The 18,993-nt window shown below is 64.3% G+C and carries 15 protein-coding genes; 8 read left to right on the top strand and 7 right to left on the bottom strand.

Features of this window, described 5'->3' with window-relative positions; all coding sequences use genetic code 11:
* Positions 1-85 precede the first annotated feature (85 nt).
* Complete coding sequence (locus DM373_RS10420; protein WP_110993491.1) at positions 86-1,234, top strand: pyridoxal phosphate-dependent aminotransferase; 1,149 nt, start codon at positions 86-88, stop codon at positions 1,232-1,234.
* Positions 1,222-2,013 carry an amidohydrolase gene (locus tag DM373_RS10415; RefSeq protein WP_110993490.1) on the top strand — a complete coding sequence of 264 codons (792 nt, stop codon included), beginning with the start codon at positions 1,222-1,224 and terminating at the stop codon, positions 2,011-2,013. Before DM373_RS10420 ends, DM373_RS10415 begins: the two co-directional genes overlap by 13 nt.
* 103 nt (positions 2,014-2,116) lie before the next feature.
* Here DM373_RS10415 and DM373_RS10410 read toward each other — a convergent pair whose 3' ends face one another.
* Both DM373_RS10410 and DM373_RS10405 read right to left on the bottom strand, forming a co-directional pair.
* Complete coding sequence (locus DM373_RS10410) at positions 2,117-4,672, bottom strand: PepSY domain-containing protein (RefSeq protein WP_110993511.1); 2,556 nt, start codon at positions 4,670-4,672, stop codon at positions 2,117-2,119.
* A gap of 99 nt (positions 4,673-4,771) precedes the next feature.
* A complete protein-coding gene (locus tag DM373_RS10405) occupies positions 4,772-7,075 on the bottom strand; it encodes a TonB-dependent receptor (protein WP_110993489.1) in 2,304 nt (767 codons plus the stop codon).
* Between the two features lie 220 nt (positions 7,076-7,295).
* Here DM373_RS10405 and DM373_RS10400 point away from each other — a divergent pair, with 220 nt between their 5' ends.
* Genes DM373_RS10400 through DM373_RS10390 form a run of 3 tightly spaced genes read left to right on the top strand, consistent with a single transcriptional unit; the run spans position 7,296 to position 9,325 of the window.
* Positions 7,296-7,976 carry a Fe2+-dependent dioxygenase gene (locus DM373_RS10400; RefSeq protein WP_110993488.1) on the top strand — a complete coding sequence of 227 codons (681 nt, stop codon included), beginning with the start codon at positions 7,296-7,298 and terminating at the stop codon, positions 7,974-7,976.
* A gap of 3 nt (positions 7,977-7,979) precedes the next feature.
* Complete coding sequence (locus DM373_RS10395; protein WP_110993487.1) at positions 7,980-8,750, top strand: tetratricopeptide repeat protein; 771 nt, start codon at positions 7,980-7,982, stop codon at positions 8,748-8,750.
* A gap of 53 nt (positions 8,751-8,803) precedes the next feature.
* Positions 8,804-9,325, top strand: coding sequence for a hypothetical protein (locus DM373_RS10390; protein WP_110993486.1), 522 nt, complete (start codon positions 8,804-8,806; stop codon positions 9,323-9,325).
* A 47-nt stretch (positions 9,326-9,372) separates the two neighbouring features.
* Here DM373_RS10390 and DM373_RS10385 read toward each other — a convergent pair whose 3' ends face one another.
* Positions 9,373-10,536 (bottom strand): type III PLP-dependent enzyme, encoded by a 1,164-nt coding sequence (locus tag DM373_RS10385; protein ID WP_110993485.1) that lies wholly within the window; start codon positions 10,534-10,536, stop codon positions 9,373-9,375.
* Between the two features lie 584 nt (positions 10,537-11,120).
* On the opposite strand from DM373_RS10385, the gene DM373_RS10380 reads away from it, so the two are divergent.
* The 3 genes from DM373_RS10380 to DM373_RS10370 all read left to right on the top strand — a co-directional run bounded on the left by DM373_RS10380 (position 11,121) and on the right by DM373_RS10370 (position 15,115).
* Positions 11,121-11,609: an RNA polymerase sigma factor gene (locus DM373_RS10380; protein ID WP_110993484.1), complete on the top strand. Its 489-nt coding sequence runs from the start codon at positions 11,121-11,123 to the stop codon at positions 11,607-11,609.
* 17 nt (positions 11,610-11,626) lie between these two features.
* A complete protein-coding gene (locus DM373_RS10375; RefSeq protein WP_110993483.1) occupies positions 11,627-12,589 on the top strand; it encodes a FecR family protein in 963 nt (320 codons plus the stop codon).
* Positions 12,590-12,697: 108 nt separating this feature from the next.
* A complete protein-coding gene (locus DM373_RS10370; protein WP_110993482.1) occupies positions 12,698-15,115 on the top strand; it encodes a TonB-dependent siderophore receptor in 2,418 nt (805 codons plus the stop codon).
* A 134-nt stretch (positions 15,116-15,249) separates the two neighbouring features.
* Here DM373_RS10370 and DM373_RS10365 read toward each other — a convergent pair whose 3' ends face one another.
* The 4 genes from DM373_RS10365 to DM373_RS10350 are packed head-to-tail and all read right to left on the bottom strand — an operon-like array spanning position 15,250 to position 18,691.
* Positions 15,250-16,407, bottom strand: coding sequence for an osmoprotectant ABC transporter ATP-binding protein OsmV (locus DM373_RS10365; protein WP_110993481.1), 1,158 nt, complete (start codon positions 16,405-16,407; stop codon positions 15,250-15,252).
* Positions 16,404-17,057, bottom strand: coding sequence for an ABC transporter permease (locus DM373_RS10360; RefSeq protein ID WP_110993480.1), 654 nt, complete (start codon positions 17,055-17,057; stop codon positions 16,404-16,406). Before DM373_RS10360 ends, DM373_RS10365 begins: the two co-directional genes overlap by 4 nt.
* Entirely contained in the window at positions 17,054-17,965 is a 912-nt protein-coding gene (locus DM373_RS10355; protein WP_110993479.1) for a glycine betaine ABC transporter substrate-binding protein, read from the bottom strand. Before DM373_RS10355 ends, DM373_RS10360 begins: the two co-directional genes overlap by 4 nt.
* Before the next feature lie 12 nt (positions 17,966-17,977).
* Complete coding sequence (locus DM373_RS10350; protein WP_110993478.1) at positions 17,978-18,691, bottom strand: ABC transporter permease; 714 nt, start codon at positions 18,689-18,691, stop codon at positions 17,978-17,980.
* Positions 18,692-18,993: the final 302 nt, after the last annotated feature.

Raw genomic sequence — 18,993 nt, 5'->3', positions numbered from 1 at the left:
ATTGTTTCAACCTTTTTCCTGACTGCTTGATCCGCTATGCTCGGGCTCCACCCCGTGCCGGACAAACCCCAGGAAAGAGGGCTCCATGATCCGCAGCAAACTGCCGAACGTCGGCACGACCATCTTCACCACCATGTCGCAGCTCGCCATGCAGACCGGTGCGCTCAACCTGTCCCAGGGCTTCCCTGACTTCAACGGCCCCCAGGCCCTGCTCGATGCCGTTGGCCGCCATGTAGCCGCCGGGCACAACCAGTATTCGCCGATGACCGGCCTGCCAGCCCTGCGCCAGCAAGTGGCGGCCAAGATCGCCCGGCTGTACGGCGTGGCGGTGGACGCGGACCAGGAAGTGACCATTACCCCCGGCGCCACCGAAGCGATCTTCTGTGCCATCCAGGCGGTGATCCACCCCGGCGACGAGGTGATCGTCTTCGACCCGTGCTACGACAGCTACGAACCCTCGGTGGAGCTGGCCGGTGGCCGCTGCGTGCACGTGCCGCTCGCCGACGGCAGCTTCAGCATCGACTGGCAGAAGTTCAGCGACGCCCTCAGCCCGCGCACGCGCATGGTCATACTCAACTCGCCGCACAACCCCAGCGGCGCGCTGATCAGCCGCGACGACCTGGACCAGCTGGCCGCGCTGATTGCCAACCGCGACATCTACCTGGTCAGCGACGAAGTCTACGAGCACCTGATCTACGACGGCGTGCGCCACGCCAGCGTGCTGGCCCACGAACAGCTGTACAGCAGGGCCTTCGTCATCAGCTCGTTCGGCAAGACCTATCACGTCACCGGCTGGAAGACCGGCTACGTGGTCGCGCCACCGGCGCTCAGCGCCGAACTGCGCAAGGTTCACCAGTACGTCAACTTCTGCGGCGTCACGCCCTTGCAGTGCGCCCTGGCCGACTTCATGGCCGAGCACCCGGAACACATCGACGAGTTGCCGGCCTTCTACCAGGCCAAGCGTGACCTGTTCTGCGACCTGTTGCAGGCCTCGCGGTTCAGCTTCACCCGCACCCCGGGCACCTATTTCCAATTGGTGGACTATTCGCAGATCCGCCCCGACCTGAACGACGTCGACATGGCCCTTTGGCTGACCCGCGAACACGGCGTGGCCAGCATCCCGGTGTCGGTGTTCTACCAGCAACCCATCCCCGAGCAACGCCTGGTGCGCCTGTGCTTTGCCAAACGTGAGGAGACGCTGCGACACGCGGCGCAAAGACTATGCGCGATCTGAGTGAACTGCCGAACCTGAAAATCGCCCTGGTGCAGACCACCCTGGCCTGGCACGACCGCGAAGCCAACTATGCCCATTTCGAGGAACTGATCGGCCAGGCCGGCGATGTCGACCTGGTGATCCTGCCGGAGATGTTCACCACTGGTTTTTCGATGGAGTCGCAAAGCCTGGCGGAGCCGGAGAACGGCCCGACCTACAAATGGCTCAAGGCCCAGGCGAAGAAACGCAATGCCGTGATCACCGGCAGCGTGATCATCCAGGCCGCCGATGGCAGCCACCGCAACCGCCTGCTGTGGGCGCGGCCCGATGGCGAGATCCTGCACTACGACAAGCGCCACCTGTTCCGCATGGCCGGCGAACACAAGCACTACACCCCCGGCGAACGCCAGGTGCAGTTCGAGCTCAAGGGCTGGCGCATTCGCCCGCTGATCTGCTACGACCTGCGCTTCCCGGTGTGGAGCCGCGACGCCCAGGACACCGACCTGCTGCTGTACACGGCGAACTGGCCCGCGGCACGGCGCACCCATTGGAACCGGCTGCTGCCGGCGCGGGGGATCGAGAACCTGTGCTTCGTGGCGGCGGTGAACCGGGTGGGCACCGATGGCAAGGGCTTTGCCTATTCCGGCGACAGCCAGGTGCTGGATTTCCAGGGCGAGAGCCTGTTGAGCGCGGGCGAGGCCGACGGGGTGTTCACCGTGGTGCTGCGTGCCGCGGAACTGGCGGCGTACCGGGCGCGATTCCCGGCCAACCTGGACGCCGATACCTTCGAATTACATTGAGGGCCAATCGCGGGGCAAGCCCGCTCCCACGCTACGGGCTGCCTCCAAGGATTGGGGCAGTTCACAGCGTGGGAGCGGGCTTGCCCCGCGATGTTTTCAGGCTTCAGTACACATCCCGCCGGTAGCGCCCATCCTCGATCAGCTGCTGCACCTGCGTTTCACCGAGCATGCCCTGCAGCGCCGCATCCACCCCTGCAGCCATGCCGTGCAAACTGCCGCACACATACACACAGGCGCCCTCATCAATCCAGCGCTTGAACTCGGCGGCCTGCTGCAGCAGCACATCCTGCACATAGACCTTCTCGGCCTGGTCGCGTGAAAACGCCAGGTCCAGCCGCTGCAGGTCGCCCTTGGCCAACCAGCCCTGCAACTCTTCGCCGCACAGCAGGTCGTGGGCACGATTGCGCTCGCCAAACAGCAGCCAGTTGCGCTGCTCGCCTGCGCCAATACGTGCCTTCAAGAGGCTGCGCAAACCGGCAAGGCCAGTGCCGTTGCCGATCAGTACCATCGGCGCGGCGGCGTCGGGCAAGTGGAAGCCGCCGTTACGGCGCAGACGAGCGCTGACCGTGCCGTCCAGCGCCAGGTACTCGGTCAGCCAGCCGGAACCCAGGCCCAGGTTGCCATCGGGGTGGCGTTCCTGGCGCACGATCAACTCCAGCTCGCCATCGCTGGCAATGGAGGCGATCGAATATTCACGGGCACTCAGCGGGATCAGCGCATCGACCAGCGCCTGGGCATGCAGGCCCACCAGGTGCTCGCGGCTGGCCGGCAGCTGTCGGCTGGCCAAGGCCTGGGCCAGCGTTTCTTCGAGGCCGCCCAGTTGCACCGGGCTGTGCGGATCGAGCCCGAGGCCTGCCAGCAACGCCGCCACGCGGTGCTGGCCATTGCGCGGCAGGATCTCTACCAGGTCGCCGGCCGCCCAGCTTGCCGGGGTTTGCGCCTGCAACCCCAGCAGGAACACCGGTGCGCCCTGGCTGCCCGGGTTGAGCAGTTCACGGCGGGTCAGGCGCCAATTGCCGAAACTGGCGGGCTGCCACGCGGCTACCGGATGCGCGCCGGTCAGTTGGGCCAGCTCTTGTTGCCACAGTTGCAGCGCGGCGGGGTCTGCGTTATCCACTTCGATCGCGCTGAAGGCGCTGCTGGCGCCACGCTCACTGAGCCAGGCCTGCAGGCGGCGGGCAAAGCCGCAGAAGTGCGGGTACTGGCGGTCGCCCAGTGCCAGCACGGCATAGTCCAGGTGTTCCAGTGCCCAAGGCTTGCCGATTACCTTGCGCTCGAAGGCCCGAGCGCTGTCCGGCGCTTCGCCGTCGCCGAAGGTACTCACCACGAACAGCGCGCGGTTGGCCTGGCGCAGTTCGGCTTCGCCCAACTGGGCCAGCGGGCGCACCTGCACCGGCAAGCCGGCGGCCTGCAGCTGGCCGGCGCTCTGCCAGGCCAGTTGCTCGGCGAAGCCGCTCTGGCTGGCGAAACCGATCAGCCAGCTGTCGCCGTTGCCGGCGGCGGCAGATACCGCGCCGCGGGCGGCACGCACCTGGCGCTTCTTGCGCCGACGGTCGAGGTACAGCAGCCAGCCGGTGACGAAGAACAGCGGCATGGTCAGGCTGGCCACGGTGACGATGATTCGCCCCGGCAAGCCAAAGTAGCTGCCCACGTGCAGGGCGTAGACGCTCTGCAGCAGTTGGGCCTTGAACGAGCTGTCGCTGTAGCGCTGGTGGCGCTTGATCTGGCCGGTGGCTGGGTCGAGGGTGAGGGTGTTGAAGGCGCGCTCGTGGTCGGCGCCCTGCAACAGGTAGAACAGGGTCGCCGGCTGGCCGCCGGCCGAGGGCAGGCGCAAGTTGTAGCTGGACAGGCCAGGGCCCGCCGCGTCCTTGAGGTTGGCCCAGATGGCGTCGTAGTCGACCACCAGTGGCGGGGCGTCCTTGTCGACCTTGGGCGGGCCATGGCGGCCACCGCGGCCTTCACCGCGCTTCTGCTCGCCGGCCGCCGGTGGGTCGGCCAGCAACTTGTTCAGGCCCGCGCGGTACCACTCATAGGACCAGAACAGCCCGGTCAGGGCGAACAGCAAGTAGAACAGCAGGCACCAGGTGCCGAACACCGCATGCAGGTCCCAGTTGAACGCGCGGCCTTTCTTGGCCCAGTCCAGGGTCAGCCAGGTCCGCCAGTTCAGAGCCTTGCGCGGCCAGCGCAGGTACAGGCCGGACAGGCAGAAGAAGATCAGCATCAGGGTGCAGGCACCGGTGATCTGCCGGCCGGTGTCGCCCACGGCGAGGAAGCGGTGCAGCTGCAATACGAAGTTGAAGAAGCCCAGCCCGCTCACTTCGCCCTTGAGCTCGCCGGTGTAGGGGTCGGCATAGCGCAACTCGCCACGGCGCTCACCGGGCGCGGGGGTGAAGAAGATCCGCGCGGCATTGCCCTCGCGGGTGTCCACCCACAGCATCGAGACCTTGTCGCCTTGCGCGGTTTCGACCCGGCGCACCAGCTCGGCCGGCGGCAACACGCCCTCCTGGCGAACCTCGACCTTGAGCACCTCGGCGTTGAACGCGCGCAGCAGCTCCTCCTGGAACGACCAGATCGCCCCGGTGATGCCCATCAGCGCCAGCACCAGGCCAGCGGTGATGCCGAACAACCAGTGCACCTGGAACAGCGTCTTCTTCAACACATCGATCACCTTGTCTGGCCGCCTACCGCGCGGCGTGCATTATGCCTTGATACGCAAAAGCCCCGTTCAAGCAAATGAACGGGGCTTGGGCTGCATCCTTTAGAAGTGGACGCTGGTGGTCAGCAATGCGGTCCGGCCCGCCGCCTGGTTGGCGAAGTGGGTGGAGAACGCCTTGTCGTAGTAGACCTCGTTGGTGAGGTTCTGCACGTTCAACTGCAGGTCGATGTTCTTGGTCAGCTTGTAGGCGGCCATGGCGTCGTAACGTACGTAGCTGTCGACCATAGTAGTGTTGGCCACGCTGCCGAATACGTCATCGACGTAGAAGGCGCCGCCGCCGACGGTGAACTTAGGCGTGACCTGGTAGGTGGTCCACAGGCTGGCACTGTTGTTCGGGGTGTTCGGCAGCTGATTGCCGTCGTTGGCCTTGCCCAGCGGGCCGCCGTCGATCTGGCGGGCCTGCATGTAGGTGTAGCCGGCGAATACCTGCCACTTGTTGGTCAGCTTGCCGCTGGCCGACAGCTCGATGCCTTGCACGCGGGTTTCGCCGACGTTCTCGTAGCTGGTGGTACCCACCTGCACACGGGCGTTTTCTTTCTCGGTGCGGAACAGCGCGGCGGTGAGGGACAGACGCTCTTCGAGCAGGTCCCACTTGGTGCCGATCTCGTAGTTGGTGGTTTCTTCCGGCTCCATGTCGCTGGAGAGCAGGTTGCCGGAGCGGTCGGTGCTGTTGCCCAGCGGGTTGGCTTCCATGCCCTCGTTGAGCAGTGCGCCTGGTGGCGTTGCGGAGGTAGCGTAGGAGACATAGATACTGCCGTTGTCGGCCGGTTTCCACACCAGGCCCAGTTGGCCGGTGATGAACTCGCTGGTGTCCTTGCCCTTGGCGGCGACACCCTTGCTGTTCACCGTGGTGGTGCCGTTGGCGTTGTAGCCACGGTACTCGGTGTCGAAGTGGTCGTAGCGCAGGCCCATGTTCAACAGCCAGGCCGGGGTCAGCTCAAGGGTGTCGAACACGTAAAGGGCACGGGTGTTGCTTTTGGTGTCGGTGCCGGCGTAGTTGCGCGAGATGGCGCCGTTCCACGGATCATCCGGGTTCGGGTTGCCCAGTGAGGTGCAGTTGTAGCCACTGCCAGGGCCGATCAGGCCTGGGTTGCAGGTGGTAGCGGTTGCGCCTTTGGTATTGGTGTCGACGTTGTAGCTTTCGCGCTTGCTCTCTTCGCGGCTCAGTTCAATGCCGGTAGAGAAGCTGTTCTTCAGGCCACCCAGGTAGAACTCACCGAACAGGTCGGTCTGGTTGGTAGTGGTGGCGGTGTTACCAACTCGGGTGTTGGCGCGGCGCCAGACGCTGCCATTGTTGACGTTACGCTGGCTGTCATCCGGCTGGGTCAGGATGTAGTCCTGCATGCTGTTGCCGTGGCGCAGCGTGTTCTTGATGGTCAGCGCGTCGGTCAGGTCGTGCTCGATGGCGAAGGTGGCGATGTCCACCCGCGACTTGCGGAAGTCACGGTCGGTCAGGCCATAGAAATTGTCGCTGTCGCCACCGTCATACGGCTTGCTCGGGTGCGCCGAGGTGCGAGCGTTGCCGCCGCCGGCTGGGATAGTGTACGGAATACCCGAATCCGGCAGGTCGTCGCTTTCCAGGTGGTAGTAGTCGAGGTTGACGCGGGTCGGCGTACCCAGGCCGAAGGCCAGCGACGGGGCGATACCCCAACGGTCGTAGTTGACCTTGTCGCGGCCGGCGACGTTGCTTTCGTGGGTCATCAGGTTCAGGCGCCCGGCAACGGTATCGCTGAACTGGTAGTTGCCGTCGAAGGTGTAGCGCTGGGTCTGGTCGCTGCCCCAGGTCCAGGCACCGTCCAGCGAGTTGCCCAGGTGCGCGCGCTTGCTCACCAGGTTGATGGTGCCGCCCGCCGCGCCGCGGCCACCGATGGCCGAGTTCGGGCCCTTGGCCACTTCCACCGATTCGATGGCGAAGATCTCACGGGTTTGCGCGCCAGTGTCACGCACGCCGTCCAGGTAGGTATCGCCCTGGGCGTCGAAGCCACGGATGAACGGGCGGTCGCCTTGCGGGTTGCCGCCTTCGCCAGCGCCGAAGGTGATGCCGGGCACTGTGCGCAGGGCGTCCTGCAGGTTCAGGGCGTTGGTGTCCTTGATCACCTGCTGCGGGATCACGGTGACCGAACGCGGCGTGTCCACCAAGGGTGCGGTGTACTTCTGCGAAGAGACTTTCTCGACCTTGTATTCGGTGTTCGCCTGCTCGGCCTTGCCGTTGACGCTGGTGGCGTCGAGGGTGATGGCGGTGTTGGCGGCCGGGTCGGCAGCGTAAGCGGAAGTGGCAGTGATCGCCAGGCCGATGGCGGAGGCGAGCAGACGTGGTGAACTGACGGCGGTTGGCACGTGACGCATTGTTATTGACCTTCCCCAAGGTTTGAAGGCCGCGGATGTTAATGTAAGCGAATGTAAGGAACAATTGAGAAGCGTTACCATTCGTTAGAAATTTACATTCTTTACATTTTCACCTTACGGTTTTTACGGGTTCGTGCGTTGATTGGTCCGAAAGGGGCTTGTGATTGGTAAAAGGGAATCAATATCATTGGCGCCCCTAACCCGCGCCAGGTGCCACCCCATGCTGCTTCACATTCCCGGGCTGTTCGACGCCGACGAAATCTCGCGTATTCGCCAGGCCCTGGAGCAGGCCGACTGGGCCGACGGCAAGGTCACGGCGGGTTACCAGTCGGCCAAGGCCAAGCACAACCTGCAGTTGGCCGAAGGCCATCCGCTGGCCAAGGAGATCGGCAGCGCGCTGATCGAGCGGCTGTGGCGCAACCCGCTGTTCATGTCGGCGGCGCTGCCGCACAAGGTGTTCCCGCCGCTGGTCAACTGCTACCGCGAAGGCGGCAATTTCGATTTCCACATCGATAACGCCTTGCGCCAGCCCAAGGGCAGCGCGGAGCGGGTGCGCACCGATCTGTCCTCGACGCTGTTCCTCAGCGACCCGGGCAGTTACGACGGCGGCGAACTGGTGATCCAGGACACCTATGGCGTGCAACAGGTCAAGCTGGCGGCGGGCGACATGGTGCTGTACCCCGGCACCAGCCTGCACAAGGTCAACCCGGTCACCCGTGGCGAACGCTACGCGGCGTTCTTCTGGACCCAGAGCCTGGTGCGCGAGGACAGCCAGCGCACCTTGCTGTTCGAGATGGACAATGCCATCCGCCAGCTCACCGCCGATGTGCCGGAGCACCCGTCGCTGCTGCAACTGACCGGCACCTACCACAACCTGCTGCGCCGCTGGGCCGAGGTCTGAGCCGTGTCCTATCAGTTGCGTCGTGAACAGGTGGTGGACCTGGCCGGGCTGCAGGCCATGCTCGAACACAGCCCAGGCCAGGCCGCCCAGGCCATTCTCGCGGCGGCAGGGCAGGGCGTGGTCGAGGCACAGTTGCTGCTGGGGCAGATACTGCTCGACGGGCGTGGTATCGAACAGGATGCCGAAGTAGCCCGGCGCTGGTTCGGCATCGCCGCCCAAGGGAGCAGTGCGATGGCCCACAACATGCTCGGACGTTGCCTGGAGCATGGCTGGGGTGGCGAGGTGAACCTTGCCCAGGCGGCCATTCATTACGCGCGCGCAGCTGACGCTGGCCTGGACTGGGGCCTCTACAACCTGGGGAATCTGCTGGCCACCGGGCGGGGATTGCCGGCAGACCAAGTCCAGGCATTGGCCTGCTACGAGAAGGCCGCGCAACAGGGCCATGCCAAGTCGATGAACCTGTACGGGCGCTACCTGGAACAGGGCATCGCCACGGCGGCGAGCCCGGCCCGTGCCGTGCGCTGGTACCGGCGTTCGGCGCAGGCGGGGGATTTTCGCGGCATGTTCAGCCTGGCGATGGTGCTGGTGGAGCGTGGCCAGATGGACGAGGCGCAGCCCTGGTTCGAACGAGCCTGCCGTGAGGGCAACCTGAACTTCCTGCGCAGCAGCCAGGCGCTCCTGCTGGCGGCCGGACCGCTGCTGTCTGCTCAGGCGGCCCGTTATACCGGCGAGCTCGAGCTGCGTGCCGGTGCAGGGGAAAACCTTCGATCTTAAGTGTGCGTGGGGTGACGAGCATGCTGAGGCGACTTTCCCACAGGAGTTGCACCATGGCTGAACCCTACATCATCGAACACTCCTTCATTGCCCGTCTGAACGTGCTCAACACCAAGTATCCGGGGCCTGTAGGGCGCTGGGAGTACAGCCCGGGCTACAACGGCAGCGTCCGCTGGCATCAGAACACCTGGCTGACCACCTCCCGCCAGGACCGCGATGCGCTGAAGCTGTGGTTCGGCGCCGTGGAGTACGGCGACGAAGGGCATGTCTACGAGGTCCGTCTGTGGAGCAGCAACAGTGCGCATCCGATGTACAACCAGCGGGTCGACATCAGCACCAACGGTTACCTCGGCTTCTATGAGCTCACCCCCATCGTGGGCCCACTTTGGCGCGTGGCGCAGACCGATGACGGCAAGGTGCGTATGACCACCCTCGATGGCACAGGGGTGGGGGTGCGCTGGGACAAGGCTGCCTGGACCACCGGGCGCATGGGCAGCTACCTGTGCACGGGCGCGGGTCCGTCTGCCCTGTTCGATGTGGAAATTCTGCAGATGGGTGTCGAAGAGCCGCTTTAAGTCTTTATCGCACATGTGAAAACGGGGCCTTGCGGCCCCGTTTTCAGTTACAGGTAGTAAGCCTTCAGCGGCGGGAAGCCGTTGAATTCCACCGCGCTGTAGCTGGTGGTGTAGGCACCGGTGGACAGCCAGTACAGGCGGTCGCCGATGGCCAGGTTCAGTGGCAGGCCGTACTTGTAGTTCTCGTACATGATGTCGGCGCTGTCGCAGGTCGGGCCGGCGATGACCACTTCTTCGGTTTCGCCTTTCTTCTCGGTCCAGATCGGGAACTTGATGGCCTCGTCCATGGTTTCGATCAGGCCGGAGAACTTGCCCACGTCGGTGTAGATCCAGCGCTCGACCGCGGTGCGCGACTTGCGTGCCACCAGCACCACTTCGCTGACCAGGATGCCGGCGTTGGCGATCAGCGAGCGGCCTGGCTCGAGGATGATTTCCGGCAGGTCGTCACCGAAGTCTTCCTTGAGGAAGCGAATGATCTCTTCGGCATAGGTCTCGAGGCTGTTGGTGCGGGTGATGTAGTTGGCCGGGAAGCCGCCACCCATGTTGATCAGCTTCAGCTCGATGCCGTCTTCTTCCTTCAGGCGCTCGAAGATCACCTTGACCTTGGCGATGGCGGCGTCCCACACGCTGATGTCGCGCTGCTGCGAGCCAACGTGGAAGGAGATGCCGTACGGCACCAGGCCCAGGTCGCGGGCGAGGATCAGCAGGTCCATGGCCATGTCGGTCTGGCAGCCGAACTTGCGCGACAGCGGCCAGTCGGCGGTGGTGGAGCCCTCAGTGAGGATACGCACGTAGACTTTCGAGCCCGGCGCGGCCTTGGCGATGTTGCGCAGGTCGGCTTCGGAGTCGGTGGCGAACAGGCGCACGCCTTTATCGAAGAAGTAGCGGATGTCCTTGGACTTCTTGATGGTGTTGCCGTAGCTGATGCGGTCGGGGCTGACGCCACGGCCAAGCACTTTGTCCAGCTCGTAGATCGAGGCGATGTCGAAGCTCGAGCCTTTCTCTTTGAGCAGGTCGATGATCTCGACGGCCGGGTTGGCCTTGACTGCGTAGTAGACCTTGGCGAATTCGAACCCGGCGCGCAGGTCGTCGTAGGCCTGGCTGATCATCTGGGTGTCGATGAGTACGAACGGGGTTTCCTGCTTGTCGGCGAACGCCTTCATTTTCTGGAAGGTGTCACGCGCGAAATAGTCTTCGACCTGGATCGACATGCTCAAGGGCTCCATGGGCAAACTGAAAGAATAAGTGGCTGCAAACTGAACGTCCTCCGTATCCCCACTTTGGTTCGCCTACTTCCCAAGGCATGTCGCCGAAAGCAAAAAGGTCAACCGTGCCAGGGTGTGGCTGCGGGTGACCTTGCTGTCTCGTCGTCAGTACTTGAGCCGGATGGATCGTTTCCAGCATGGACGTTCGGCGCGCACTTTAGGGCGTGATTCCAGCAAGATCAACAGGCAATCCCGGTGGGTTCGCCGTGGATCGACGAGCAGCTACCTGAATAACCGACTCGTGTGACCGGCAGATGTTCCCCGGGATGTTTGAAGCGTTAAATATTGTGGAATAGACCGGGTTGGTCCCTTCGCGGGTGAACCCGCTCCCACAGGGATTGCGCGATTACTGTGGGAGCGGGTTTACCCGCGAAGGGGGCCGAGGTGTTCATATTTATGGCCACGGTTTCCTGGCACTCACGTGCATGAAACTCGTAATAAATTTTTTGTTACCGACTGGTGGAATTGCCGCTTTTGATGAGAAACATTACTATTCGCACCCTTATCTGCCTGCCTGATGATCACCTACCGTGTCCGGACACAAAGGCTTCCTCGACCACTATCACGAGCTGATCGGCACCTGGACGCGCAAGTTGCGCAGTCGTCAGCAGGCCGAGGACCTCACCCATGATGCCTTCGTGCGGGTTCTGGAAAATCCGCGCGATCAGGTCGAGCAACCACGCGCCTACCTGCACCAGACCGCACGCAATATCGCTGTCGATGGCTATCGCCGCGAAGACCGCCGCCAGGCCCTGGTGCTGGAAGGTTTCGACGACGAAGCGGCGGCGGGTGATGATCCGGAAGCCTACGTGCATGCCCTGGAGCTGGCCGACAGTGTCGAGCGGGCGCTGGCCGAGCTGCCACTCAACTGCCGGCAGGTGTTCGTCTGGCAGAAGCTCGAAGGCCTGAGCCAGGCCGAGATCGCCGAGCGCATGGGCTTGAGCAAGAACATGGTCGAAAAGTATATGATCCGCACGCTCCGACATCTGCGTGAGCACCTGGATGTGTCGGCCAGATGAGTCAGGAGACCCCATTGATGAAACAGCACGTTATCGATCCCGTGCGCGAGCAGGCCGCGGCATGGTTTGCCCGCGTCCAGGATGCGCCGGGCGATGGCGATATGCTGGCGGCCCTGGGTGCGTGGCTGGAGCAGGATGCCCGGCATCGCGAGGAATACCAGTTGCTGGTGCGGCTATGGGGCGCGGCCGACTTTATTCCCCGTCAGCGCCTTGAAGCGTTGTGCGCTGCCGAGCCGGTGCGCCAGTTGCCACGCCGACGGGTGCTGCGCCAGGCCTTGGCGGCCGGCGTGGCGATCGCCGCCCTGGGCCTGGGTTGGAGCGGCTGGCAGTACCAGCGGCTCAATCATCACGAAATCTTGCAGACCACCCTGGGCGAGCGACGTCAGTTCGAGTTGCCGGATGGTTCGCATCTGGAGCTCAACAGCGCGACCCGGGTGGACGTGGCGTTCAGCCCAGGCCGCCGACAGGTGCGACTGAGCCAGGGTGAGGCGATGTTCATCGTTGCCCACGACAGCAGCCGACCTTTCGTGGTCGGTACGGCCCAGGGTGAGGTGACCGTGACCGGTACCCGTTTCGACGTGCGTCAGGATCCGGGCAGCACTCGGGTGGCGGTGGAGCAGGGCTCGGTGCGGGTTCAGGGCACGGGCGGTTCGCTGGCACAGCTGGGCGCCGGCCAGGGTTCTCACATCGATACCCAGGGTCATGTCGCCGCGCCCTACGCCATCGACGCCAATGCGCTCACCGCCTGGCGGCAGGGCAAGCTGGTGTTCGACAACGCCCCGCTCAGCGAGGTGGTCAAGGAAGTCTCGCGCTACCGGGCCCAGCCCTTGAAGGTTGCACCGGGGAAAGTGGCCGGCCTGCGCCTGTCCAGCACCTTCAGCATCGACGATCCGGACGCCCTGCTGCGCGCCTTGCCGAGCATCCTGCCGGTGGCGATCAAGCAGCACCCGGACGGCTCCAGCGAAATAATTTCAAAATAGATTCAGGTTTTTTTTCGCCCGTTCGTCTTCCCCGCCAGCTGCAACTGCCAAGCATTTACATTTGCATGCGGTTGGCGTTTATCCGACCTTTCAGGATTTCTCGAAGACGTGAACAACAACAAGCCCCTTCTCCAGCTCCGCCGTCTGGCGCTGGCCCTGGCGGTCAGCGCTGCCGCCACCAACAGCTACGCCGACAGTATCCAGATCCAGGCCCAGCCGCTGGCGACCGCCCTCAAGCAACTGGGCCAGCAAACCAACCTGCAGCTGTTCTTCAGCCCCGAACTGGTGGCGGGCAAAGAGGCCCCGGCGGTGTCCGGCGACCTGGCCCCGGAACAGGCTCTGCAGCAGCTGCTGCAAGGCAGCGGGCTGACCTTCGAGCAGTCGGCCGATACCGTGGTGGTCAAGCCGGCGGCAGTCGCCGGGACACTGACAACCGGCACCCTGGAGCTGGCGCCCACCGATGTGAAAGTGGTCGGTGACTGGCTGGGCGATGCCCAGCAGAGCGTGGTGCAGAACCACCCCGGCGCGCGCACCGTGGTACGCCGCGAGGCGATGGTGGAGCAGGGCACCATGAACGTGCGCGATGCCCTGCGTGGCATCCCCGGGGTGCAGGTGCAGGACTCCAACGGCACCGGCGGCAGCGACCTGTCGCTGAACGTCGGCGTGCGTGGCCTCACCTCGCGCCTGTCGCCGCGCTCGACCGTGCTGATCGACGGCGTTCCGGCCGCCTTCGCGCCCTATGGCCAGCCGCAGTTGTCGATGGCGCCGATCTCCTCGGGCAACCTCGACAGCATCGACGTGGTGCGTGGTGCAGGCTCGGTGCGCTATGGCCCGCAGAACGTCGGCGGGGTGATCAACTTCGTCACCCGGGCGATCCCCGAAAAGGCCAGCGGCGAGCTGGCGACCACCCTTGAAACTTCGCGTTACGGCGGCTGGAAACACACCGAGTCGGCCTTCCTCGGCGGCACCGCCGACAACGGCATCGGCGTCGCGCTGCTGTACAGCGGCGTCAACGGCAACGGTTACCGGCGCAGCAACAACGACAACGACATCGACGATGTGCTGCTCAAGACCCACTGGGCGCCGACCGATGTCGACGAGTTCTGGCTGAACTTCCACTACTACGATGGCCGCGCCGACATGCCCGGCGGCCTGACCCAGGCCCAGTACGACCAGGACCCCTACCAGTCGCTGCGTGACTACGACTACTTCGCCGGCCGGCGCAAGGACGTGTCGTTCAAGTGGCAGCGCCAGCTCGACGACGCCACTCAGTTCGAGGTGTTGACCTACTACACCGACAGTTTCCGTGGCAGCACCATCGCCTCCAGCGAAATGACGACCCTGTCGTCGTACCCGCGCAACTACCACACCTTCGCCGTCGAGCCGCGCTTGTCGCGGGTGTTCTTCGTCGGCCCGACCACCCAGGAGGTCAGCGTTGGCTACCGCTACCTGAAGGAGGCCATGCGCGAGCAATCGACCCGATTGTCGTTGATCAACAATGTGCCGACCCAGACGGCCAAGTCCGACGGCCATGTGTTCCAGGACCGCAGCGGCGGCACCGAAGCCAGCGCCTACTACATCGATGACAAGATCGACGTGGGCAACTGGACCATCACCCCGGGTATCCGCTTCGAGCACATCAACACCGACTGGCGCGACCGCCCGGTGCTGGACGACAGCCGCAAGCCGGTGCCAGAGAAGAACCGCAGCATCACCAGCAACGAGCCGCTGCCAGCGCTGAGCGTGATGTACCACCTGTCCGATGCGTGGAAGCTGTTCGCCAACTACGAGACCTCGTTCGGCAGCCTGCAGTACTTCCAGCTGGGCCAGGGCGGTAGCGGCGACAGCACTGCCAATGGCCTGCAACCGGAGAAGGCCAAGACCTACGAGCTTGGCACGCGCTATGACGATGGTCATTTCGCCGGTGAGCTGACGGCGTTCTACATCGACTTCGATGACGAGTTGCAGTACATCAGCAACACGGTGGGCTGGACCAACCTCGGCGCCACCACGCACCAGGGGATCGAGGCGTCGGCGCGCTATGACCTGGCCGGGCTGGACCCGCGCCTGCAAGGGTTGTCGGTGAATGCTGGGTACACTTACACCCGTGCCACCTACGAGGGTGAAATCCCCGGCTTCGAAGGCCGCGACCTGCCGTTCTACTCGCGTCAGGTGGCGACTGCCGGGCTGCGTTACCAGGTCGATCGCTGGACCTGGAACCTCGATGCGTTCGCCCAGTCCGGGCAGCGCGCACCGGGTACCGGCATGACCAAGACCGGCCAGTTCACCGGCAACTACATCACCGAACCGAGTGCCGATGGGCAGTACGGCGATATCCCGGGCTACGTCACCTGGCATGCCCGGGGTGGCTATGACTTCGGGCCGCAGCTGTCCAACCTGAAGCTGGCCGCCGGGGTGAAGAACCTGTTCGACAAGCAGTACTTCACCCGCTCCAGCGACAACAACTCGGGGATCTATGTGGGTGAGCCGCGCACGTTCTATGTGCAGGCCAGTGTAGGGTTCTGATCCGACGTTGCCTTCATCGCGGGGCAAGCCCGCTCCCACAGGGATCGCGCCAGGTCTTTAAGTTGTGAGCAAGACAGTTGCTCCCACGCCAGGTCGCAGATCGTGGGAGCGGGCTTGCCCCGCGATTGGGCGTATCAGGAGGCCACGGCCTCAGCCGGCGATACGATGCTGGTCTTGGCCCCCCGCGAGCGGCCCGAGCTCAGGTAGGCGGCAATCGACTCCTGCGTCACCTCCCCGAGGAACACCTGCTCGGCATCCAGCACCGGCAACCACGCGCGGTTGAACTCGTACATCCGCGACAGCAGGATGCGCAGATGTTCATCGTGCGATGCCGTGGCGTTGAACGGTCGCAGGAAGTCCCCGCAGGTGCCCTGCTGGCGATGCATGTCGCGCCGGCGCACATAGCCCAGCGCCTTGTTCTGCCCGTCGGTCACCACCACATAGCGGCGGTCGTGCTCATCCAGCAGCTCGAGCGCATCGGCCACCGGCGTTTGTGGGCTCACCGACGGCGCGTTGTCCGCCGCATCTTCGGCGCGCACCAGCAGCAGGCGCTTGAGCGTGCTGTCCTGGCCGACGAAGTTGCTGACGAAGTCGTCCACCGGATGCGCCAGCAGGGTGTCCGGGTGATCCAGCTGCAACAGCTTGCCGGCGCGGAAGATGGCGATCTTGTCACCCAGCTTGATTGCCTCGTCGATGTCGTGGCTGACCATGATCACGGTCTTGTTCAGCGCCCGCTGCATCTCGAAGAACTCGTTCTGGATCAGCTCGCGGTTGATCGGGTCGACCGCACCGAATGGTTCGTCCATCAATAGCACCGGCGCCTCGGCGGCCAGTGCGCGGATCACCCCGATGCGCTGTTGCTGGCCACCGGACAGCTCGCGCGGGTAGCGCTGCAGGTACTGCTTGGGCTCCAGCTTGATCATGCTCATCAGTTCGCGGGCGCGGTCGTGGCATTTATGTTTGTCCCAGCCAAGCAGGCGCGGCACCACGGTGATGTTTTCCTCGATGGTCATGTTGGGGAACAGGCCGATTTGCTGGATCACGTAACCGATATGGCGGCGCAGGGTCACTTCGTCCAGCCCGCTGGTGTCCTCGCCATTGATGAACACCTGGCCCGAGGTGGGGGTGATCAGGCGGTTGATCATTTTCAGCGTGGTGCTCTTGCCGCAGCCCGAGGGGCCGAGGAACACGCAGATCTCGCCTTCGTTGACGGTGAGGCTCACGGCATCGACGGCTTTGACCTCCTTGCCGTTGGCGTGGAAGGTCTTGCTGAGGTTCTTCAGTTCGATCATGGGCGCAGTCCTTCTGGAGTCAGGGCACGTTGTAGGGTTTGCAGGAGCAGGTCGGCGATGATCGCCAGCAGGCTGACCAGCACGGCGCCGACCAGCAGCATCGACATGTCGCTGCGGCTGATGGAGGTGAGGATGAGCACGCCCAGGCCGCCGGCGCCGATAGTGGCGGCGATGGTCATCACGCCGATGTTCATCACCACGGCGGTGCGCACGCCGGCGAGGATCACCGGCACGGCGATGGGCAGTTCGACCATGCGCAGGCGCTGGCCGAAGGTCATGCCGATGCCGCGCGCAGCCTCACGGATACCCGGCTCGACATTGGTCAGGGCCAGGTAGGTGTTGCGCAGGATCGGCAGCAGTGAGTAAAGAAACACCGCGGTGATGGCCGGCAGCGGGCCGAGGCCCTGGCCGAACTTCGAGTAGAACGGCAGCAGCAGGCCGAACAGGGCGATCGACGGGATGGTCAGCAGCACCGTGGCACTGGCCTGCAGCGGGCCGGCCAGTGACGGGAAACGGGTCATCAGGATGCCCAGCGGCACGCCGACCAGGATCGCCAGGCCCACTGCGACGCCGACCAGAGTGATGTGCTGCCCGGTCAGTTGCAGGACCTGGGCCCAGTCCAGGTGGGCGAAGGTGTCGAGCAGGTTCATGGGGTGACCTCGCTGAGTGGGTGCGCTTGCAGGAACGCAGCGGCGACCACGGTCGGGCTCTGGTGCTCGACATCGACCTTGGCGTTGAGCTGGCGCATGGTCTCGTCATCGAGCTGTTCGGCCAGTGGCTTGAGCAGCGTGGCCAGTTGCGGGTGGGCGTCGAGCACGGCCTGGCGCAGCACCGGGGCGGCGGTGTAGTCGGGGAAGTAGTGCTTGTCGTCTTCGAGCAGCTTGAGGTTGAACGCGTTCAGGCGCCCGTCGGTGGTATAGACCAGGCCGGCGAATACCTGGTTATTGCGCATCGCGGTGTACACCAGGCCGCCGTCCATCTGACGGATGTTGCGCCGGTCCAGCGGCAGGCCGTACAGCTCGCGCAGGCCGACCAGGCCATCGGGGCGGTTGGCGAACTCGGTGTCCAGCGCGACCAGGTGCAGGCGTTGGTGCTCGTCGTGCAGTACCCGGTTGAGGTCGCTGATCGTGTTGATCTGCGGATAGGCCTCGGCAACCTGCTTGGGCAGGCCCAGGGCATAGGTGTTGCTGAACTTCGACGGGGTCAGCCAGACCAGGCCCTTTTTGGCATCGAGTGCTTTCACCCGGTCGTAGGTGGCGTCTGCGTTGGGCATGCGCTCGTCGATATGGTTGTAGGACACCAGCGACACGCCGGTGTATTCCCACATCAGGTCGAGCTGGCCGGTCTCCTGCGCCTGGCGTGCGATGTTGCTGCCAAGGCCGGTGGTTACGCGTACCTCGAAGCCGTGGGCACGCAGGTACTGGGCGGTGATTTCGGCGAGCACGGTCTGTTCGGTGAACATCCGCGCGCCGACGTGGATCAGCGGTTTTTCCGCTGCCTGGGCAAATCCTGCGTACAGCAGGGCCGCGCCCAGCAGCAAGGCGATTGTCTTGTTCATGGGTTCCCTTTTTTAGTGGGCCAGGCCACGTTCCAGCCAGCGCTTGCTGGAGGCACTCACCAACGCGTCAAGCACCAAGGCCAGCAGTGCCGTGCATGCGGCACCGAGCAACAGCTGCGGTTGGTTGTTCAGGGCGATGCCGGGGAAGATCAAACTGCCCAGGCTGTTGGCGCCGATCAGGAACGCCAGGGGCGCGGTGCCCACGTTCAAGGCCAGGGCCACCCGCACGCCGCCGACGATGATCGGCACGGCGTTGGGCAGCTCCACCTGCCACAACTGCTGGCGCGGGGTCATGCCGATGCCGGTGGCGGCTTCCTTGAGCGAGGCAGGGACGTTTTTCAGGCCCTCGTAGGTGTTGCGCACGATGGGCAGCAGCGAGGCGAGGAACAGCGCGAAGATCGCAGGCCCTGCGCCGATGCCCAGAACGCTCAGGGCGATGGCCAGGACGGCCAGGGGAGGAATGGTGTTGCCAATGTTGAAAAACTGCATGAAGCGTTCGGCTTTGTCGACCCGATGCGGTCGACTCAGGGCAATGCCGGCGGGGATGCCCACGGCCAACGCCGCCGCCATCGAAGCCAGCACCAGGACCAGGTGCGCTTGCAGGTAGAAAGCAAGATCGTCGCGGTAGCGGGCGATCGTATCGATGCCGATCCAGTGGACCAGCAGGGCCAGGATGACGAGCACGGCGGCCCATCCCAACAGCCCTTTTCCGTAGCGTGCAGCCACAGGCGGACTCCTTCTTGTAGTCGGCGCTCGCACCCCCGTGTGGCCGGCCATTCCTGGCGGCGGGCGGTGTGAACGCGAGTAGCAGCGTGAGGCGGGCAGAACGCCGCGATCACGCCATGAGCCGAACCCCGTCGGGCCCGAAAATGCTGATGAAACCAATCCCCCAACCGAAGCGGGTTGCAGGGGAGTGGACGTCTCCGTGGGCGTAAAGGTTCCCATCTGAGGCGGCATTTGGCCAGTGTTAATCACTGGGGTGAGGGGATTTTGGCGAGATAAAACAGCATGTTAATGCGCCACAGGCG

Source organism: Pseudomonas sichuanensis (genome assembly GCF_003231305.1).
In the GTDB taxonomy this organism is placed as follows: Bacteria; Pseudomonadota; Gammaproteobacteria; order Pseudomonadales; family Pseudomonadaceae; genus Aquipseudomonas; species Aquipseudomonas sichuanensis.
Note: the sequence above shows the minus strand (reverse complement) of the source record. Positions and strands in the feature narration are given on the sequence as shown.

Coding starts and splice junctions, on each gene's coding strand:
- DM373_RS10420 (WP_110993491.1), top strand. CDS start 86: ATGATCCGCAGCAAACTGCCGAACGTCGGCACGACCATCTTCACCACC.
- DM373_RS10415 (WP_110993490.1), top strand. CDS start 1,222: ATGCGCGATCTGAGTGAACTGCCGAACCTGAAAATCGCCCTGGTGCAG.
- DM373_RS10405 (WP_110993489.1), bottom strand. CDS start 7,075: ATGCGTCACGTGCCAACCGCCGTCAGTTCACCACGTCTGCTCGCCTCC.
- DM373_RS10400 (WP_110993488.1), top strand. CDS start 7,296: ATGCTGCTTCACATTCCCGGGCTGTTCGACGCCGACGAAATCTCGCGT.
- DM373_RS10390 (WP_110993486.1), top strand. CDS start 8,804: ATGGCTGAACCCTACATCATCGAACACTCCTTCATTGCCCGTCTGAAC.
- DM373_RS10385 (WP_110993485.1), bottom strand. CDS start 10,536: ATGTCGATCCAGGTCGAAGACTATTTCGCGCGTGACACCTTCCAGAAA.
- DM373_RS10375 (WP_110993483.1), top strand. CDS start 11,627: ATGAAACAGCACGTTATCGATCCCGTGCGCGAGCAGGCCGCGGCATGG.
- DM373_RS10365 (WP_110993481.1), bottom strand. CDS start 16,407: ATGATCGAACTGAAGAACCTCAGCAAGACCTTCCACGCCAACGGCAAG.
- DM373_RS10360 (WP_110993480.1), bottom strand. CDS start 17,057: ATGAACCTGCTCGACACCTTCGCCCACCTGGACTGGGCCCAGGTCCTG.
- DM373_RS10355 (WP_110993479.1), bottom strand. CDS start 17,965: ATGAACAAGACAATCGCCTTGCTGCTGGGCGCGGCCCTGCTGTACGCA.